The organism is Nonomuraea sp. N2-4H, from assembly GCF_045291505.1.
Classification (GTDB): Bacteria; Actinomycetota; Actinomycetes; order Streptosporangiales; family Streptosporangiaceae; genus Nonomuraea; species Nonomuraea fastidiosa.
The window spans coordinates 8,566,033-8,584,183 of record NZ_CP147987.1 but is presented as its reverse complement, the minus strand read 5'-3'; the positions used below and the strand labels follow the sequence as shown (position 1 = coordinate 8,584,183).

Below are 18,151 nucleotides of genomic sequence, written 5' to 3'. Positions count from 1 at the left end.
GCGCCTTGAATGTGCTCACGTCACGCACCGTAAGACCGCGTGTCACTGATTGACGAGCATTCGGTGCGGTGTGTCGCGAGATCGTCAAACCTCTTCGACGGAGGACCCCCCGTGAGCCGCTGACTCACGCGCGCGACGCCATTGCACGAGCAGCCCGCCGGGAACGTCCTCGACGGTCAGCGCGTAGCAAATGTGGTCGCGCCAGGCTCCGTCGATGTGGAGTTGGCGCCGCCGAATGCCTTCTTCCCTGAATCCGAGCTTCTCAACCACCCTACGGCTGGCGTGATTCTCGGGACGGATGTTCGCTTCCAGCCGATGCAATCCGGTGGTGAAAAAGCAATGGTCAACGGCCATGGCGAGCGCGGTGGGGGTGATGCCGCGGCCGGCCAGCGCCCCGTCGATCCAGTAGCCGACCTGCGCAGAACGGGCAGATCCCCACACAATTGCACCAACGGTGAGCTGTCCGGCAAACCGCCCGTTGTACGTCATCACCCACGGCAGCGCCAGCCCCTGACGAGCCTCGCGACGCAGGGTGCCGACCATGGAGATGTAGGGCCCGAGACCGGTCCTGAACAGGGGCGTCTCGGGATTGCTCGGCTCCCACGGACGCAGCCAGTCGGCGTTGCGCACGCGCGTCTCACGCCACACGCGTACGTCGCCCAACCGTAGCGGCCGGAGGCCTACCGGACCTTCGTTGAGTGTCGCCGGCCAGCCACGAAGTCGATCCACAACTCTCATCATCCCCCTATCGGGCACGATGTCGCCACGGGGTGAGGGGCCGAATCCCCGTCAACGCGGGTGATCTCCGCCTCGGATCTGGTCCACCGCATGGCGGAGAATGGGGGCGAGTACGGCGACGCCATCCCGTACGCCACCGGAGGATCCGGGCAAATTTACGATCAAGGTTTGCCCAGCCTGACCGGCCAAACCACGGGACAGGATCGCGGTGGGCACCTTGTCGCGATTAGCCAGCCGTATTGCCTCCGCTATACCGGGAATTTCCCGAGAAATGACACGAGCGGTCATCTCCGGGGTGAGATCCGTCGGTGTCAACCCGGTGCCACCGGTGGTCACGATGACGTCATATCCGCCCGCGACCCCGTCACGGAGCGCAGCCTCGACCGGCTCGCCGTCGGGCACCACCACAGGCCCCTCGACCTCGTCACAACCGGCCTGCTCGCGCAGCAGCTCGACCAGCAAAGGTCCGGATTTATCGGCATAAATTCCGGCGGACGCCCGATTCGAAACCGTGATCACCAAGGCCCGCATCATGAACCGTCCCGCGTCCACCGCCCGGTCTTCCCGCCGAGCTTCTCCTCCACCCGCACGTCGGTGATCACCGCACCGGGATCGACCGCCTTGACCATGTCGATGAGCGCAAGCGCCGCCACGGACACCGCGGTCAGCGCCTCCATCTCCACCCCGGTGCGGTCGGCGGTCTTCACCCGGCACGTGATGCCCACGCCCCAGTCCTGGACGTCGAGCTCCACCTTCACGCCGTGCAGCGCGATGGGATGGCACAGCGGGATCAGATCGGGCGTACGCTTCGCGCCCATGATCCCGGCGATCCTGGCCACCCCCAGCGCGTCGCCCTTGGGCACCTCGCCCGACCGCAGCAGCGCCACCGTCTCGGCCGACAGCAGCACCCGCCCGGTGGCCACGGCCGACCGGGCAGAGACGTCCTTGGCCGACACGTCGACCATGCGCGCGGCGCCCGTCTCGTCGATGTGCGTCAGCTCGCTCACAGCCTGATCACCTCCACCGAGGCTCCCGCCTCGACCTCGGTCACGTCCTCCGGTACCACGATCAGCGCGTTGGCCGAGGCCAGCGCGGCGAGCTGGTGCGAGCCCTGCCCGTGGGCGGGCGCCACCGTGCCGTCGCCGGCCAGCACCCCGCGCAGGAACGACCGCCGCCCGGACGGCGAGCGCAGCGGCCCCGAAGTGCGCGCGGTCACGGTGGGCGGCATGCCGCCGGGCAGCCCGCGCATCTTGTCCAGCGCCGGCTTGACGAACAGCATGAACGACACGAACGACGACACCGGGTTGCCCGGCAGTGCGAAGATCGGCACCTGGTCGTCCCCCAGCACGCCGAAGCCCTGGGGCATGCCTGGCTGCATGGCCACCTTCTCGAAGCGGACCGTGCCCAGCGGCGACAGCGCCTCCTTCACAGGCTCGTAGGCGCCCATCGACACCCCGCCGCTGGTGATGATCGCGTCGGCGCGTACGAGATGGGTGTCGAGCTTGTCGAGCAGGACGCCGGGATCGTCCCCGACGGACCCGGCGCGGAACCCGTCGGCTCCGGCCTCGCGTACGGCGGCGGTGAGGGTGTAGCTGTTGGAGTCCCAGATCTGCCCGGGCGACAGCGGGTTACCCGGCTCGACCAGCTCCGCGCCCGTCGAGATGACGACGACGCGCGGCCGCGGGCGCACGCGTACGCGGCGGCGTCCGACCCCGGCGATGATGCCGAGCTGGGCGGGCCCGATCACGGTGCCTGCCTTGAGCACGACCTCTCCGGCCTGGACGTCCTCGCCGGCGCGGCGCACCGCGTTGCCGGCCTCGGCGGCCCTGTCGATGCGGACGTTGACCTTCCCGCCGTCGGTCCACTCCACCGGCACCACCGCGTCGGCACCTGCGGGCATGGGAGCGCCGGTCATGATGCGCACGCTGTGGCCGGGCCCCACCGCCCGCAGCTCCAGCGAGCCCGCCGCCACGTCGTCGATCACCGGCAGCGTCACCGGGGCGTTCTTGACGTCCTCGGCGCGCACCGCGTAGCCGTCCATGGCCGAGTTGTCGAACGGGGGCAGCGGCACCGGCGAGGTGACGTCCTCGGCCAGCGTGGTGCCGAGCGTCTGCTCCAGATCGAGCTCAAGGGGGGCCAGCGGACGTACAGTGGCCAGGATCTCGGCCAGATGCGCGTCAACTGATTTCATTCAGGAACTCCCGCAGCCACGGCACGAACTCCGGCGCCAGATCATCCCGGTCCGCCGCGAACTTCACCACCGTCCGCAGATAGTCGAGCTTGTCACCCGTGTCGTAGCGGCGGCCCCTGAACAGCACGCCGTGCACGGGACCGCCCTCGTCGGAGCCGCGCTGGGCGAGCGTGCGCAGCGCGTCGGTGAGCTGGATCTCGCCACCGCGCCCCGGCGGGGTGTTCTCCAGCACCTCGAAGACCGTCGGGTCGATCACGTAGCGGCCGATGATGGCCCAGTTGGACGGCGCCTCGTCGGCCGGCGGCTTCTCGACGAGATCGGTGACGCGGACGACGTCCTCCTCGTCGGTCGGCTCGATGGTCGCCACGCCGTACAGGGAGACCGACTCCCTGGGCACCTCCATCAGCGCGATCACGCTCCCGCCGTACGTGTCGCGCACCTCGATCATGCGGCTCAGCAGGTTGTCGCGGCGGTCGATGAGGTCGTCGCCGAGCAGGCAGGCGAACGGGTGGTCGCCCACGTGGTGCTTGGCGCACAGCACGGCGTGTCCGAGCCCGCGGGGCTCGCCCTGGCGTACGTAGTGCAGGGTCGCCAGCGAGGCCGGCTCGCGAACCTGGGACAGCCGGTGCTCGTCGCCCTTGGCTTCGAGCGCCTCCTCCAGCTCGAACGCCCGGTCGAAGTGGTCCTCGATCGAGCGCTTGTTCTTGCCCGTGACCATGAGAACGTCGAGCAGACCGGCGGAGGCCGCCTCCTCGACGACATACTGGATCGCGGGCTTGTCGACGATGGGCAGCATCTCTTTGGGTGTCGCCTTGGTCGCCGGAAGGAACCGGGTGCCCAGACCCGCGGCGGGCACGACGGCTTTCGTCACAGGGTCGAAGTCAGCCATGATTAGACCCTAGTGGAGGGATCTGTGGACAAGTTGAACCTCCGTCGCGAGCTGAACGCGGCGCGTACGGCTCTCTCCCCCGAACAAGTACGCGCAAACGCCATCAAGGTCCGCGAAACGCTGCTCGAGCAGCCGTGGGTGCAGATGGCCGGCCTGGTGGCCTGCTACTGGTCGGCGGGGTCGGAGCCGGAGACGCACGGGCTGGTGTTCGCTCTCTGGAAACACGGGGCCACCGTCATCCTGCCGGTGCTGCGCGACGACAACGATCTCGACTGGGCGGTGTACGACGGGCCCGACACGCTCGCACCCGGCCGCTACGGGATCATGGAGCCGGTCGACACCCGGCGCGGCGTTGACGCCATCCGCACCGCCGCCCTCGTCATCGTGCCCGCACTCGCCGTCGATCGCGTCACCGGCGTGCGCCTGGGGAGGGGCGGCGGCTCGTACGACCGGGCGCTCGCTCGCGTCGGCCCCAACGTCCCCACCGTGGCGCTGCTGCACGACGGCGAGCTCATCGACGGCGTCCCGCACGAACCCCATGACCAGCGCGTCCGCTATGCGGCCACTCCTTCGGGCATCACTAGGCTGATGTGACGGCGGGGTCGGGAAGGGGGCCGGATGACGCTCAACCTCTCCCTCCTTCTCGGCGCCCTGATCGTCATCGCGGCCATCGCCTCCGTACGCCTGGTGCACCGCACCGGCCTGCCCAGCCTCCTGGTCTTCCTCGGCTTCGGGATGGTCCTGGGGTCGTCCGGCTTCACCTTCGACAATGCCCAGGTGGCCCAGCAGATCGGGCTGTGGGCGCTGGCCGTGATCCTCGCCGAAGGCGGGCTCACCACGAACTGGTCGCGCGTGCGGCGTTCCGTACCCCTGGCCATGGTGCTGGCCACCGTGGGCGTGGCGGTGAGCATCGTCGTGCTCGCGTTCGCCGTCTACGGGCCGCTCGGCATCGACGTACGGACCGCGCTGATCATCGGCGCGATCCTGGCCTCCACCGACGCCGCCGCCGTCTTCTCCGTGCTGCGCCGGCTGCCGCTGCCGCCGCGCCTGGCCGGCGCGCTGGAGGCCGAGTCGGGGTTCAACGACGCCCCGACGGTCATCGCGGTCGTGCTGCTCACCGGCGGGACGCAGGCCTCGGCCACGGTCGGCACGTTCCTCTGGAACACCGCGCTCCAGCTCGTCATCGGTGCCGCCGTAGGTCTCGCCGTCGGCCCTGCCGGCGCGTACGCGCTGCGCCACGTCGCCCTGCCCGCCTCCGGCCTCTACCCCATCGCCGTCCTCGCGCTCACCTTCATCTCGTACGGCGGCGCCGCCCTCCTCCAGGGCTCCGGCTTCCTCGCCGTCTACCTCGCCGGCCTCATCCTCGGCAACTCGCGACTCCCCCACCGGGGCGCGACCAGGAGCTTCGCGGAGGGCGCCGCGTGGCTCGCGCAGATCGGGCTGTTCGTCATGCTCGGCATGCTGGCCGACGTCGAGGAGCTGCCGTCGGCCATCGTCCCCGGTCTGATCATCGGCACCGCACTCGTGCTGATCGCCCGCCCGGTCTCGGTCGTCGCCGCCTCGCTGCTCGCCCAGGTGCTGCACGTGGACCGGGTGAGCTGGCGCGAGCAGGCGTTCCTGTCGTGGGCGGGGCTGCGCGGCGCGGTCCCGATCGTGCTCGCCACCATCCCCTGGGCGGCCGGCATCGAGGGCTCCAAGGACGTCTTCAACCAGGTCTTCGTGATCGTCATCGTGTTCACGCTGCTCCAGGGGCCGACGCTGCCGTACGCGGCCAAGCTGCTCGGGGTGAGCGCCCCCGCCGAGGCGCAGGACCTGTCCGTCGAGTCCGCTCCGCTTGAGGAGCTGCACGCCCACCTGATGCAGGTCACGGTGCCCGAAGGGTCGCGCCTGCACGGGGTCGAGATCTTCGAGCTGCGGCTGCCGGCAGGCGCCGCCGTCACCCTCGTCGTACGGGACGGCCGATCGTTCGTCCCCGCGCCCTCCACCCGCATCCACACCGGCGACCAGCTCCTCATCGTCACCACCGTCGCCTGCCGCGACCAGGCCGAACGCCGCCTGCGCGCCGTACACCGCAGGGGCAAGCTGGCCGGCTGGTACGGCGAGCAGGGGCTGGAATAGGTGTTTGGACCTATCGGTTACCATTAGCAGTCGCATCGCTCGAGTGCCAAAGCTTGTAAGGAGGAGCGCGTGCCGACTTATCAGTACGCCTGCAACGACTGCGGTGAGCAGCTCGAGGTGGTCCAGAAGTTCACTGACGATGCGTTGACGGTCTGCCCGAGCTGCCAGGGGAAGCTCCGTAAGGTCTTCTCCGCGGTCGGCATCGTGTTCAAGGGCTCGGGCTTCTACCGGACCGACAACCGCTCGTCGTCCTCGACCTCGTCGACGTCGTCCTCTTCTTCTTCCTCCTCTTCCTCGTCGAAGTCCGGGGAGAGCAAGTCGTCGTCCGACTCCGGCTCGTCTTCTTCGAGCACGCCCGCTCCCGCCGCCGCTTCCAACTAGTTCCAGATCAGCTGACCCGCCGCGCCCCCTGTCCCCGGCTGAGCGCAGGTCAGCTGATCCGTCGTTTCGCGCCCCCGCCTTCCCCTTTTCGTACGTTGGCCGAGGCGTCGGTCGCTCGCGCCCGCAGGACGTGGGCGGCTCGTCCCGCAACGGTCGCATCCTGGGGCAGAACCGCCGCCGCCTCACCCGCGTACCAGCGCTGCCTACCTCGACCCCACCCGCGCACCAGCACCACCCACCCCAACCCCACCCGCGCACAGCACCACCCACCCCTCCCGCGCACCGGCTTGCCCGCCACAGCCGAATCCGCGCGCAGGCGACGATAAGGGACGACTGAGCACAGCCCAGCGTGCCCCGCACAGGAACGACTGACCAACGCCCGGCATGCCCTGCACGGGCAGGGTCGTCCACAGCCCACCGCCACACCAGCCCGCCCATCCACAGAACCCGTTCCAGTCGAACGCGCCCCTCAACACTCCGGCTACTCTCTCGGCCATGGTCACTCGCGCAGACATCGGCGTCATCGGCGGTTCCGGCTTCTACTCCCTCCTCGACGACGCGGAGGAGGTCGAGCTCACCACCCCCTACGGCCCTCCGAGCGACGTCGTCACCGTCGGACGCATCGGCTCCCGCAGCGTCGCGTTCATCCCCCGGCACGGGCGGGACCACCGCTTCCCGCCGCACCGCATCCCCTACCGCGCCAACCTCTGGGCGCTGCGCTCGCTCGGCGTCCGGCAGGTGCTGGCCCCCAGCGCCGTGGGCTCGCTCAAGGCCGAGTACGGCCCCGGCACCCTCGTCGTCCCCGACCAGCTCGTCGACCGCACCTCCGGCCGTCCCCAGACCTATTACGACGCCGACGGCGCGGTCCACGTCTCGTTCGCCGACCCCTACTGCCCGTCCGGCCGGGCCGTGGCCGTGCAGACCGCGCGTTCGGCAGGCTGGGAGACCGTTGACGGCGGCACGCTCGTCGTGATCGAGGGCCCGCGCTTCTCGACGCGCGCCGAGTCCCAGTGGTTCTCCGCGAACGGCTGGTCCATCGTCGGCATGACCGGCTTCCCCGAGGCCATCCTGGCCCGCGAGCTGGCGCTCTGCTACACCTCGGTCTCCCTGGTGACCGACCACGACGCCGGCGTAGAGGCGGGCGAGGGCGTCACCCACGACGAGGTGCTGAGGTTCTTCGCGCAGAACGTCCAGCGCATGCGCACGCTGATCGCGCAGGCCGTCGAGGCGCTGCCGGAAGAGCGCACGTGCCCCTGCCCCAATGCGCTCGACGGCATCAAGCTCCCCTTCGAGCTGCCGTGATCGGGTCCTGGCTGTCCCGCTACGGCCGTCGCCGCCGCCTCATCGCGGCGGCGCTCGCCGCCGTCTCCGTCGTGACCGCCTACCTCGCCACCCGCCCGGCCCCGGCCGCACCCACGGTCCTGGTGGCCGTACGCGACCTGCGGCCGGGCCCGCTGAGCCCCGCCGACTTCCGCCCCGCGGCCCTCGATCCTCCTCCCGCGGGGGCGGTCCGCGCACTCCCCCGAGGCCAGACCCTGGCGACCCCCATGCGCAGGGGCGAGCCGCTGACCGACGTCCGCCTCCTGGCCACCTATCCCCTGCCTCCCGGCATGGTGGCCACTCCGGTGCGCATCGCCGACACCGCCACGGCCTCCCTTCTCACGCCCGGCTCCACCATCACGGTGCTGGCCGCGAGCGACCAGGCGGCACCGGCGCGCGAGATCGCCACCGACGCGACGGTGGTCACCGTGCCGAGGCCCGCCCGCTCGGGCTCGTCGCAAGACGGCGCCCTCCTGGTCCTGGCCACGACCCCGGCCCAGGCCGCCGAGCTGGCGACCGCACAGGCCCACGCCCGCCTATCGATCACCCTCGGCACCCTGAGAGCCACCCCGCAGAACTGACCCACCGAACCAACCCCCAGCAGAAACCCTCAGAACCAACCGACAGAACTCACTCAGGGTAAGCAACAGACTACGACCTGATGCCATGGCTGGATTCAGGAAGTTCCTCATGCAGGGAAACGTCATCGACCTGGCGGTGGCGGTCATCATCGGAGCGGCGTTCAACTCGATCGTGCAGTCGTTCGTGGCCGACCTGCTCACGCCGCTGATCGCGGCGTTCGGCGGCCTGCCCGACTTCTCCTCGCTCAAGCTCACGGTCGGCCAGTCCAACTTCATGTACGGCAACTTCATCAACGCGGTCGTGTCGTTCCTGATCGTCTCCGCGGTGGTCTACTTCCTGGTCGTGAAGCCGTACACGCACGTCAGGGAGCGCAACGCCGCCAAGATCGAGGCCACGACGCGCGACTGCCCCGAGTGCCTGTCGGAGATCCCCAGGGCGGCCTCCCGCTGCGCCTTCTGCAGTTCTGAAGTGCCCGCGCTCTGACCTCAGAGGAGCTTGTCGATCTTCGGATCGTACTCCCAGTGCCATGGCTCGAACGGGCTGCTGTAGGCCCAGGAAGGATGGAACCACCCGTACCGCTTCGAGTTCTTCTCCATCCACACGAACTCCGGCGAGCCCGACCGCTCCACCCCGCCGCACAGGTCCACGGCCAGCCCGAGCCCGTGGTTGCTCCGCCCGGGCACGGCGGCGAACCCGGGCCGCCGGTAATAGACCGCCTGCTGCTCGGCCAGGCTCCGGTACGCGTCCGTGACGCACAGCGGCCTGCCGAACCGCCTCCTGAAGGCCTCGTTCAGGCTGACGAACGCGATGGTGGCGTCCGCCCTGAGACTGTGTCCCTTCTGCTGCAGGGGGCAGAGCATGCTCTGGGGGATGAGCCCGTTCGGGTAGTGGTCGGCGTTGGCCGCTTTGAGCGGGTTGCACCCCAGGGCCGCCCGCCCCACCTTGTCGACCTTGATGCCCAGCTTCACCAGCGCCGCGGTCAGCGACTTCACGATCTTGTCGGAGCGCTTCCGCAGCGTGTCCACCTCGGCGGCGAGCTGCGCCTCGGCCAGCAGGTTGCCGGCGCGCAACTCCTGTGCCTCGGCGGCCAGCTTCTCGGCCTCCCGGTACAGCGCGCTGGTCTGCTCGACGGCGTGCTGGCGTACGGTGACGATCTGGTTCGCGTCCATCAGCGCCCGCAGCGTCTTCTCGTCGGCGGCGCCGGACAGGAACGGAATGATCCCGCCCGCCATCAGCGGCTGCTGGTAGAGCAGCTCGGCCATCTGCGACACCGGCTGCCGCATCACGGCGAGCCGCTGTTCGAGGTTCTGCAGGGCGGTCAGCTTGCTCTTGAGCTCCTTCTCGGAGGCCGCGATCTCGGCACGCCGCTTCTCAAGGGCCCTAGTAGCGTCCTCGAGCTCCTTAGCCGACCGCTCGGCTTCCTTCCGCAGCGCCGTCAGGCTGGACGGATCCGGCTTCTGCCGCTGGACCTGCTGCACCCGTACGTCTGCACGCGCCGGCGCCTGCCCACCGGGCGTGAGGAGAGAAGCCACCGCCATGACAACCGCGATCAGACCCGCTGATCGAGGGGCTGGCACGTTCGACTCCTCCGTTTGCAAACTCGTGACCCGGGTCAGGCACGCACGTTACTACAGCCCTTCGACTGCCCGGACCGAACTCCGAAGAGCTGTTATGAGACGAATAGCCCCCTTTGTGCAACCCTCAAGCCCCACACCATCGGGTACGCCCTCCAGCCCCCACAGGTTCACACCTTCACCACAAGACACGTGACATTCGCTCCCATCACAGCCCGTACAGATGCCGCCGGGGAACCGACGCCTGCACACCCCTCAGCCCCGAAAGTCCCGCCACACTCCGTCGCCACCCGCTACGGACGCCCAAGGCCCTTCACCCACCAGTAACAGCCCAACAGCCCCACCCGCCCGCGCGCACCGCCGGCTGCCGCCTGGGGACCCGAGCAGGCGCGGATGCACAGCTCACGCCGCCCCGCCCCCAAAAGCCCTGCCCGCCACCCCCGCCGAGGACCAAGGGCCCACCCACCCGAGACGAAGACCTGGAGAGGAAGACCGACCCACCGGCATGGAGATAACGAACCCCCACCCCTGAGACCCGACACTCAGGCACCCCCCGCGAGGACGAACCGCCCCCACTCGCGAGGACGAGCCGCCCCCCACATGCGAGGAGGAACCACCCTCACCCGCGCGGAGGCACCGCCCCACTCGACCCGACCACGAACAGCCGACCAGACACGAACAGCCGACCGGAAAGGAAACAGCACTCTCAGCCCGCGCGCCCAGATGCGACACCGACAAACGGAATCCAGGAATCCCTTTCCGCCGTGGACTCCTCACCCCCGGTACCACCCTCCCGAGGCGCCTCTCTAGATGCCTCCTGGGCCCGGCGCCGCTCACTCTCCCAATCCCGGCACAAGTCCCACAACCACGTGTCCACCCACTCCCCGGCACACCCATCGGCCGTGGACTCGGGAGCGGGGGCGACCTCTTCCCGAGGCTTCCTGACCGCCCTCTCCGGCACCCGCGCCTCCCCCCGTACGACCGGCACGGCCACCGCCTCCCGCACCCGAACCCGCACGACCCCCTCGTACCTCCGCTCGGGCACATCCGGCGCCGGCACCAACCGCGGCGGCCACGCCACAGCCCGAGCCTCACCGACGACCGGCGGCCCACCCCACGGCACCAGCACCGGCACCTCTTCCGCCTCGAGCCCCTGCACCTCCCCCGCCAGCAGACCACCCGCGAGGATGGCCGGCGCCAGCAACGCACCGAACAACACCACGGGCCGCCGACGGGCCTGAGCACTACGCCTCCGAGTCACAGCCCAGAAGCTATCCACCCCCGAACACCCCGATTCTGATCACTTGTCATGCCTTTACCGCAGCTCAGACCACCCATAACCAACGCCGACGAACGGATCCCGCCCCGGCGTCGCACACAGTGCCAGACTTTCGCTAGGCTTACTGGAGTCCGCCTCCGTAGCTCAGGGGATAGAGCACCGCTCTCCTAAAGCGGGTGCCGCAGGTTCGAATCCTGCCGGGGGCACCACGTCCGACCAGCACTAAAGTGCCCTTGACCAGCGGAAACGTCGGTCGAGGGCTTTTTCGTGTGTCCGGCGGCGTCCGGCTGTGACTGATCGTTTGCGGCTGCCTGTGCCAAATACGTGCGCAAGCCAGAGGCCGTGCGACACTCGTGTGCAGTCCAGTACTGCCCACCGACGGTGGACCCGCTCTCCACCCTCAGCCACTTGACATGTCCAGAATGCCCGAATCCACGAAAGTGCTCGAAAACGGCCTCACCGACTGGTAAAGGCGCAGGTCGGAGAGAGTGCTCCCCGCGCACGCGGGGATGGTCCTCGTCCAGGAGCGGCCCGAGTCATTGTAGAGACGTGCTCCCCGCGCACGCGGGGATAGTCCCATGACGATTAGGGAAATCGCCAAAGCTGAAGGGTGCTCCCCGCGCACGCGGGGATGGTCCCGGCCCGCCCGCACGTCTAGTCGACCGCGATCAGTGCTCCCCGCGCACGCGGGGATGGTCCCTTGAGGCGGCCGTCGGGCGACGTCAGGTCCTCGTGCTCCCCGCGCACGCGGGGATGGTCCCGGCCCCGGGGCCACGTCCTCCCCGGCGTCCATGTGCTCCCCGCGCACGCGGGGATGGTCCTCTCAGAGCGCCTTCTCAGGTCCATTTCCTTCGGTGCTCCCCGCGCACGCGGGGATGGTCCCTTGTAGCCGCGGGTCTGCGGGCCGCCCCCGCCGTGCTCCCCGCGCACGCGGGGATGGTCCCGCGCACCGCGCCCACATGCGCGGCCTGGCGCTGGTGCTCCCCGCGCACGCGGGGATGGTCCCACGGACGACCTCCGCAAACGGGTCAAGCGCGTGTGCTCCCCGCGCACGCGGGGATGGTCCCTTCAACCGCCTCCCCGAGGTCATGCGGGAGGTGTGCTCCCCGCGCACGCGGGGATGGTCCCGTCCGCAACGTCGTACGTACGGCGGCCGACCCGTGCTCCCCGCGCACGCGGGGATGGTCCCGGCCGCTCGCTGTGCCCCGTGGGAGGGAGGCAGTGCTCCCCGCGCACGCGGGGATGGTCCCGGCCGCTCGCTGTGCCCCGTGGGAGGGAGGCAGTGCTCCCCGCGCACGCGGGGATGGTCCCGGCCGCCCCGCCAAGCGGAGGTTGTTCGACCCGTGCTCCCCGCGCACGCGGGGATGGTCCCTCAGCCAGGTCTTTTGCGCCGTGGGGCATGATGTGCTCCCCGCGCACGCGGGGATGGTCCGAGGGCCTCGCCCTGGTGCCGAACCAGTGGGCGGTGCTCCCCGCGCACGCGGGGATGATCCCAAAGTTGATGTGTGCATGCTCGGTTTGTCCATGCTTCGCGCGAGCGCGGTAGAGGTAGGGGACAGTTCTGCTTTGGGACGTGTTCTCATCGGGGGTGAACCTGGCGGGTCGCCTCATGCGTACGTTCTGGCGACTGGTCGGCTCTGAGGCGGGGATGGCCATGCTGGTGCGTTATGCGGCCTATGTAGGAAGGGATCGTTCAAGGGACAATCGATACGTCCTCGTACGCGCTGGAGACCCGACATGACGACCCCGCCGTCACCGACTCCTGCGCCGTCGCCCGAGCCTCCGCAACCGCAGCCACCCGCGCGCACCGAGTCGGCGCCCACGCCCTCATCCACGCCAGAGCCTCCGTCGACACCCGCGCCTCCATCGCGAACCCCGCCGGCGACCCCGCAGCCGCCCGACTGGAACTACTCGGGCATCGATCCCAAGCTGATGCACGACTTCGAGCGCGACCTCGGCCAGGCCGAGACCACACTGCGCAGGAGCGAGCCCCACATCCGCCATCTCCTGCTGAGCCTCAACCTGGACACCTCGCGGCTGAGCGCGATACGGGAACTCGGCAACTGGATACGGCAGCCGTAGATCGTGATCTTCACGGTGTTGCCGCTGGTCGTGTGGCGTGACGCGAAGAGCCGCCGCGATCATGTCGAGTTGTGACACAAGACCAGGCCGCGGCGGCTCGTGCCGTCACCGTAGCGCATACCGAGCACGCCGCTCTACACCAGGAACTCATGGCCCGGATAGCGCCCTGCTTCCCCCGCCGTGAAAGCCGCGCCACCTGCGCACAGATGCTGGCGGGGCTGCTGATGGAACTGGAGGACAAGAACTGCTGGACCCTGGCCGAGGCGGCCGGACACCCCACCCCAGACCGACTCCAGCACTTCCTGGCCCGCGCCTCCTGGGACGAGCAGCAGGTCACCGCCCAAGCCGCCCGATGGGCGATCGAGCACCTGGACGACGGCGACCCCGACCACGCCGTACTGATCATCGACGAGACCGCCGACGCCAAGTCCTCCACCGACGCCGCCGCAGCCGCCCGCCAATACAGCGGCACCCTCGGCGGTGTCGCGTTATGCCAGGTCGCAGTCCACCTGGCGTACGCCACCCCACGCGGGCACACCATCCTCGACCGCGCCCTCTACCTGCCCGCAAGCCGCGCAGCCGACGACGAACACCGCGAGCTGGCCCACATCCCCGAACAGACCATGTTCGCCACCAAACCCCAGCTCGCCGGCGACCTGCTCCAACGCGCGCACGCGACCGGCATACGCGCCGCCTTCGTCACCGGGGACGAGGTATACGGCGGCCGTGAGCTACGCACCCTGATCCGCACCCTGCTCCTGGGCTACGTGCTGGCGGTCCGCTCCAGCACCACGATCATCACCCACGCTGGACGCACCCTCGCCGCCAAAGACGCCGCCACGCTCATCCCCGCCGGCGCATGGATGCGGCTGCGCACCGGCAGCGGCACCAAAGGCACCCGCCACTACGACTGGGCGATGCTGGCCATCCGACCCGACGACACCCCCGACGAGCACGACCCCGGACACGCCGCCCTGCTGATCCGCCGCCACCGCTACACCGGCCAGATGTCGTTCTACCGCTGCTGGAGCCCGCACCCGGTGCCGCTGGCCCGCCTGATTCACGTCGCCACGTCCAGATGGCGCATCGAAGAAGATCATCAACTTGCCAAGCAGACCTGCGGCCTGGACGCCGGACAGGTCATCCGCTGGCGCTCTTGGCACCGCTGGAGCACCATGGCCTTGCTCGCCTACGCCTTCATCGCCGTGGCCACCGCCTACCAGCGTCAACTTGACGGTCCCCTCGCCGAGCATCTCGGCCTGGTCGCCATCGCCATCCCCGAACTGCTCCGCCAACTGCGCGGCGTCGTCATCCCCGACCCACGACGGGACCCCGAGCACCGTCTGACCTGGTCCATCTGGCGGCGACGGCACCAATATCGAGCGCGCCTCTGCCACCAGCGATGGCATACCTACGCCGAGACAACACCATGATCACAACAATCTACGGCTGCCGTATCGGAGTTGACGAAAATCGTCACGCAGCCCACCGTGTGGCTCATCACCGCCGTACTGCTGGCCTTACACGTTCTCGTGCAAACGCAGGGGACGGCGCTGTTCAGGAAGGCGATGGCCTCGATCACCCCGGACGGAATGATCGAGATATTCGTCGGCAGGATCGAACCGGCCGCACCCGCGCTGGTCGAACTCCTGGTGGCGGGCTCGCTTCAGATCTGCCTGTTCGTGTGGGTGGTGGGCGCGGTCATCGCGGGGTCGGAAACGCGTGCGGGGCAGCTCGGCGTGAGCGTCCTCGCCGTGCCCTCTCGTGCCCGCCTCGTCCTCGGGAAAGCGATCGCGACCGGCCTCTACGCACTCGGGCTCGGTCTGGTATTCGCCGGGATCGCGACGGCATTCATGTACGCGGTCGTGAAGGACTGGAATCCGTCGATCCTGTGGAGTCAGGAAGCGATTCTCGGCCAGGGGCGAATCCTGCTGCTCACCGTCACGATCACGCTTGCCGCGCTCGGGATCACGCTGATCGTCCGCCGTACCCTGGTCGGGATCATCGCGATAGCCGTGCTCCTCGGGCTGACGATGACACAGCTCGTCGCGCTCATCTCGCCCGCCGTGGACGCGTTCTTGCCGTACAGCGCGGCGCGGAATCTGCTGCTGCGCGAGGGCGCCACGCCGCCGCTCACCGCCGGTCCCCTGCACGCGACGATCGTGCTGATCGGGTGGGCATTCGTCAGCGTGGCCTTGGCCGGTTTCGTCGTACGCCGCCGGGACGCCCGATGACCCACCAGACCGTGGACGAGACCGCGCGCCGGAGCCTGCCCGCCATCCGCCGTCGCGATCTCGTGGCAGCCGAGGTCACGAAAATCCTCACGCACCCGGCCACGCTGATCGCGATCGGGATCACGCTGCTGCTGAACACGGCTCTAGGCGTCGTACACGCAGCCGGCTTGGTGCGTCTCGGCGTGGGCGGCCGCTTGGTGCCGCTCTCGGAGCTGGGCACGATGCTGTTCGCGCCGGTATACGTCTTTCTCGTCGTTCCCGTTCACGCGGCCGGCAGCGAATATCAGTCCGGGCAGATCCGGGTGACCCTCGCCGCCGTTCCCAACCGAGGCGCCCTTGCCTTCGCCAAACTCGCCGCGCTCCTCGCGGTCACCGTTCCTGCGGCGCTCCTCGTGCTCGTCCCCGGGCGTCTCAGCATCACCATCTCCGACGGGACGAATGCCGCGGGCATCCTTCTCGATCTGGGCCGCTGGACCGCCGCGTACACGCTGATGGCATTGGTCGCGTACGGGCTCGCGGGACTCCTGCGCAGCACGATCGCACCGCTGGCGATCCTCATCCTCACCCCGGTCCTCATCGCGACCGGCGTCTTCCAGGTGCCGGAAGTGATCCGCCTGCTCCCCGACCAGCTCAGCCTCAGCCTGCTGGGCACCCCGCAATACCCGGTCACCGAGCTCCCCGGACATCGCAGCCGCAACCCTCACCACCTGGGCACTTCTGCTCACCATGGCGTACGGGTTCGCCCTCGATCGACGTGACAGCCAGTGAAGCAGGGGCGCCTGTCCAGCCGATGTGCTCGCCCAGAAAGCGTCTCGCGGTGGCCGGCCGCGCCCTATAGTCGCCGGCGTGAGCGATCTCCAGCCGGGCGTCTACCAGCATCTGATCACCCGCCAGGTGGACGCCAAGCTGCGTACGGTGCCCGATCGCGACCTGATCGACCGCCGGTCGCTGGACCCCGCCGACTCTCACGACACGCTGGCGCGGCACCTCGCCGCGCTCACCCGCCGGGCGCTGCGTTCGGTGAACGCCGAGAACGACACGGTACGGCTGGCGCGGCAGGTCGAGATCGTCAACCGGGTCACCGACCTGATCGGTGAGCTGGTCCCCGAGGCGGCGGCGCCCGAGGAACTCTGGGCGCGCCGCCGTACACGTATGCGGGGCCGATGCGGTACGTGAGCCACGACGGCGAACGACCCGTCCGCTTCGTCTGGCGGCTGGAGCATCGGCTGCCGCCCGAGGTGTTCCACTACGCCAAGGCGACCGCCGGCTGACCCCACCGGATCTGTCGCACCCGGAAGGTACGTTCGGAGGGGTCGCCGGCGTCGATGCGAAGTGCGGGTCGTGAAGGGAACACAGGTCGGGCAGGCGTCGAGCGCGCGGTACGGCATTCTCGCCGCTGCCCTGCTGGCCGTGGAGTTCATCGCGGGCATTCAGACGTACCTGATCCGCACGGTCGTGCCGATCGTCGGCGCCGAGCTGGACGCGCACGAGTTCTACGGCGTCATCAACGGCACCGGTCAGGTCGCGATGTTCCTGACCATGCCGCTGGGGCCGTACCTGCTGCAGCGCTTTCGCGTGGATCGGTTGCTGCTGCACCTGACGTGGCTGAGCATCGCGGGCGGGGTGATCAGCGCGGTCGCGGGGAACGTGGGCGTGTTCGTGCTCGGCCGGGCGGTGGCCGGGCTGGCCAGCGGGGCGCTGGCGGCGGTGTCGCTGGCGGCGATCGTCTCGGTGATGCCCGAGACGTGGCGGCGCATGGTGCTCGCCGGCTACAACGTGATGTGGGTCTGCACCTCCCTCCTCGGCCCCCTGTACGCCGGATGGATCGCGTCGGCGCTGAGCTGGCGGTGGGCGTTCGTGCTCTACCTGCCGCTGCTGGTGATCGCGCGCATCGTCATCGCGCGCCGGCTCACCGGCACCATGCAGTCCGGCAAGGGCGGGGAACGGCTCACTCTCGGATCCGCGCTGCTGCTCGCCGCGAGCGTGGCCCTGCTGTCGTTCGTCGGGCTGCGCGGGCTGCCGGACGCCGCCGCGATCACCGTCGGCGGGGCGGGCGTGGCCGGGGCGCTGGTGGCGGCGGCAAGGCTGCTGCCCGGCGGGACTCTGCGGGTTCGGGCGGGACGTCCCGCCGCCTTGGCGACGATGGGGTTGCTGACCGCCGCGTACTTCGGCGCCGCCGCGATCATCGCCATCATCGTTCACGACCTGCTGCATGGGACGAACGGCCAGGTCGCACTGGTCCTCGGAGCGGGCGGGCTCGGCTGGGCGTTCGCCGGGCTCGCGGCCGCCCGCTGGCCGGCCAAGCCCGCGCGGGCGTACGTGCGCCGCTCCGCACTGGGAGCCGGCCTCCTCACCGCGGGCCTCGTCGCCATCGGAGCCCCGCTGCTCGCCGGCGAGATGGCCTGGCGCGTCGAGCTGGCCCTGGCCGGCTGGACGGTCGCGGGCATCGGCATGGGGCTGACGTACCTCGACACGCTCAACCACATCGTGGACGTACCGCAGGAATCCGACGGCGTCTCCACCAATAAGGCCGCCGCCTCGGCGATCCTCGTCGAAGCGATCGCCACGGCCGTCATGACCACGGTCACGACCGCGACGGTCGGGCGCGGCGTCGCCCAAGGCGGAGGAACGACGATCACGGTCGCCGTCCTCGCCCTCGCCGCCGTGGCCGCCGTGTCCGTCGCCGCGGCGGCGACCCGCGTCCGCTCACCTCGGTAGGCGGGCAACCGTTGGCGGGCTCCATCGGGTCATTACGGGAGTCAG

General features: G+C 69.7%; 18 protein-coding genes, 1 tRNA gene, 1 pseudogene and 1 CRISPR repeat array. Of the genes and pseudogenes, 13 read left to right on the top strand and 7 right to left on the bottom strand.

Features of this window, described 5'->3' with window-relative positions; genetic code table 11:
- Positions 1–84: 84 nt before the first annotated feature.
- From WBK31_RS39750 to galU, 5 genes are read right to left on the bottom strand one after another with little or no spacing between them, the layout of a single operon-like run.
- Entirely contained in the window at positions 85–738 is a 654-nt protein-coding gene (locus WBK31_RS39750; protein ID WP_364069718.1) for a GNAT family protein, read from the bottom strand.
- A 51-nt stretch (positions 739–789) separates the two neighbouring features.
- Complete coding sequence (locus tag WBK31_RS39745; RefSeq protein WP_364069716.1) at positions 790–1,269, bottom strand: MogA/MoaB family molybdenum cofactor biosynthesis protein; 480 nt, start codon at positions 1,267–1,269, stop codon at positions 790–792.
- Complete coding sequence (gene moaC, locus WBK31_RS39740) at positions 1,269–1,745, bottom strand: cyclic pyranopterin monophosphate synthase MoaC (protein ID WP_364069528.1); 477 nt, start codon at positions 1,743–1,745, stop codon at positions 1,269–1,271. The genes WBK31_RS39745 and moaC overlap by 1 nt, the downstream gene beginning before the upstream one ends.
- Positions 1,742–2,929 carry a gephyrin-like molybdotransferase Glp gene (gene glp / locus WBK31_RS39735; RefSeq protein WP_406674081.1) on the bottom strand — a complete coding sequence of 396 codons (1,188 nt, stop codon included), beginning with the start codon at positions 2,927–2,929 and terminating at the stop codon, positions 1,742–1,744. Before glp ends, moaC begins: the two co-directional genes overlap by 4 nt.
- Complete coding sequence (gene galU / locus WBK31_RS39730; protein WP_364069524.1) at positions 2,916–3,818, bottom strand: UTP--glucose-1-phosphate uridylyltransferase GalU; 903 nt, start codon at positions 3,816–3,818, stop codon at positions 2,916–2,918. Before galU ends, glp begins: the two co-directional genes overlap by 14 nt.
- 24 nt (positions 3,819–3,842) lie before the next feature.
- Here galU and WBK31_RS39725 point away from each other — a divergent pair, with 24 nt between their 5' ends.
- The 3 genes and pseudogenes from WBK31_RS39725 to WBK31_RS39715 form a co-directional block, all read left to right on the top strand.
- A complete protein-coding gene (locus tag WBK31_RS39725) occupies positions 3,843–4,412 on the top strand; it encodes a 5-formyltetrahydrofolate cyclo-ligase (protein WP_364069522.1) in 570 nt (189 codons plus the stop codon).
- Between the two features lie 24 nt (positions 4,413–4,436).
- Positions 4,437–5,936 carry a potassium/proton antiporter gene (locus WBK31_RS39720; protein ID WP_406674080.1) on the top strand — a complete coding sequence of 500 codons (1,500 nt, stop codon included), beginning with the start codon at positions 4,437–4,439 and terminating at the stop codon, positions 5,934–5,936.
- A 69-nt stretch (positions 5,937–6,005) separates the two neighbouring features.
- Positions 6,006–6,146 (top strand): annotated as a pseudogene (locus WBK31_RS39715) (FmdB family zinc ribbon protein); the annotation flags it as partial.
- A gap of 14 nt (positions 6,147–6,160) precedes the next feature.
- On the opposite strand, the gene WBK31_RS39710 reads toward WBK31_RS39715, so the two are convergent.
- Positions 6,161–6,289 (bottom strand): hypothetical protein, encoded by a 129-nt coding sequence (locus WBK31_RS39710; RefSeq protein WP_378790278.1) that lies wholly within the window; start codon positions 6,287–6,289, stop codon positions 6,161–6,163.
- A 523-nt stretch (positions 6,290–6,812) separates the two neighbouring features.
- On the opposite strand from WBK31_RS39710, the gene WBK31_RS39705 reads away from it, so the two are divergent.
- From WBK31_RS39705 to mscL, 3 genes are all read left to right on the top strand, one after another.
- Positions 6,813–7,619 carry an S-methyl-5'-thioadenosine phosphorylase gene (locus WBK31_RS39705; protein WP_364069516.1) on the top strand — a complete coding sequence of 269 codons (807 nt, stop codon included), beginning with the start codon at positions 6,813–6,815 and terminating at the stop codon, positions 7,617–7,619.
- Positions 7,616–8,218: a flagellar biosynthesis protein FlgA gene (locus WBK31_RS39700; protein ID WP_406674079.1), complete on the top strand. Its 603-nt coding sequence runs from the start codon at positions 7,616–7,618 to the stop codon at positions 8,216–8,218. The genes WBK31_RS39705 and WBK31_RS39700 overlap by 4 nt, the downstream gene beginning before the upstream one ends.
- A gap of 85 nt (positions 8,219–8,303) precedes the next feature.
- The gene (gene mscL / locus WBK31_RS39695; RefSeq protein ID WP_364069512.1) at positions 8,304–8,702 is read left to right on the top strand and encodes a large conductance mechanosensitive channel protein MscL; all 399 of its coding nucleotides are present in this window, start codon (positions 8,304–8,306) and stop codon (positions 8,700–8,702) included.
- A gap of 2 nt (positions 8,703–8,704) precedes the next feature.
- On the opposite strand, the gene WBK31_RS39690 is transcribed toward mscL, so the two are convergent.
- Entirely contained in the window at positions 8,705–9,757 is a 1,053-nt protein-coding gene (locus WBK31_RS39690; RefSeq protein ID WP_364069510.1) for a D-alanyl-D-alanine carboxypeptidase family protein, read from the bottom strand.
- Positions 9,758–11,205: 1,448 nt separating this feature from the next.
- Here WBK31_RS39690 and WBK31_RS39685 point away from each other — a divergent pair.
- The 7 genes from WBK31_RS39685 (at position 11,206) to WBK31_RS39655 (ending at position 18,106) form a co-directional block, all read left to right on the top strand.
- Positions 11,206–11,281, top strand: a tRNA-Arg gene (locus WBK31_RS39685).
- A 279-nt stretch (positions 11,282–11,560) separates the two neighbouring features.
- Positions 11,561–12,566: direct repeats of the CRISPR family, unit length 29 nt; unit sequence GTGCTCCCCGCGCACGCGGGGATGGTCCC.
- A gap of 438 nt (positions 12,567–13,004) precedes the next feature.
- Complete coding sequence (locus tag WBK31_RS39680; protein WP_406674078.1) at positions 13,005–13,154, top strand: hypothetical protein; 150 nt, start codon at positions 13,005–13,007, stop codon at positions 13,152–13,154.
- A 149-nt stretch (positions 13,155–13,303) separates the two neighbouring features.
- Positions 13,304–14,587: an IS701 family transposase gene (locus tag WBK31_RS39675; RefSeq protein WP_364070937.1), complete on the top strand. Its 1,284-nt coding sequence runs from the start codon at positions 13,304–13,306 to the stop codon at positions 14,585–14,587.
- Between the two features lie 30 nt (positions 14,588–14,617).
- Positions 14,618–15,388 carry an ABC transporter permease gene (locus tag WBK31_RS39670; RefSeq protein ID WP_406674077.1) on the top strand — a complete coding sequence of 257 codons (771 nt, stop codon included), beginning with the start codon at positions 14,618–14,620 and terminating at the stop codon, positions 15,386–15,388.
- Positions 15,385–16,146, top strand: a complete 762-nt coding sequence (locus WBK31_RS39665) for an ABC transporter (protein ID WP_406674076.1) — start codon at positions 15,385–15,387, stop codon at positions 16,144–16,146. The genes WBK31_RS39670 and WBK31_RS39665 overlap by 4 nt, the downstream gene beginning before the upstream one ends.
- 88 nt (positions 16,147–16,234) lie before the next feature.
- Positions 16,235–16,564: a hypothetical protein gene (locus WBK31_RS39660; RefSeq protein WP_406674075.1), complete on the top strand. Its 330-nt coding sequence runs from the start codon at positions 16,235–16,237 to the stop codon at positions 16,562–16,564.
- 165 nt (positions 16,565–16,729) lie between these two features.
- Positions 16,730–18,106, top strand: a complete 1,377-nt coding sequence (locus WBK31_RS39655; RefSeq protein ID WP_406674074.1) for an MFS transporter — start codon at positions 16,730–16,732, stop codon at positions 18,104–18,106.
- Positions 18,107–18,151 lie beyond the last annotated feature (45 nt).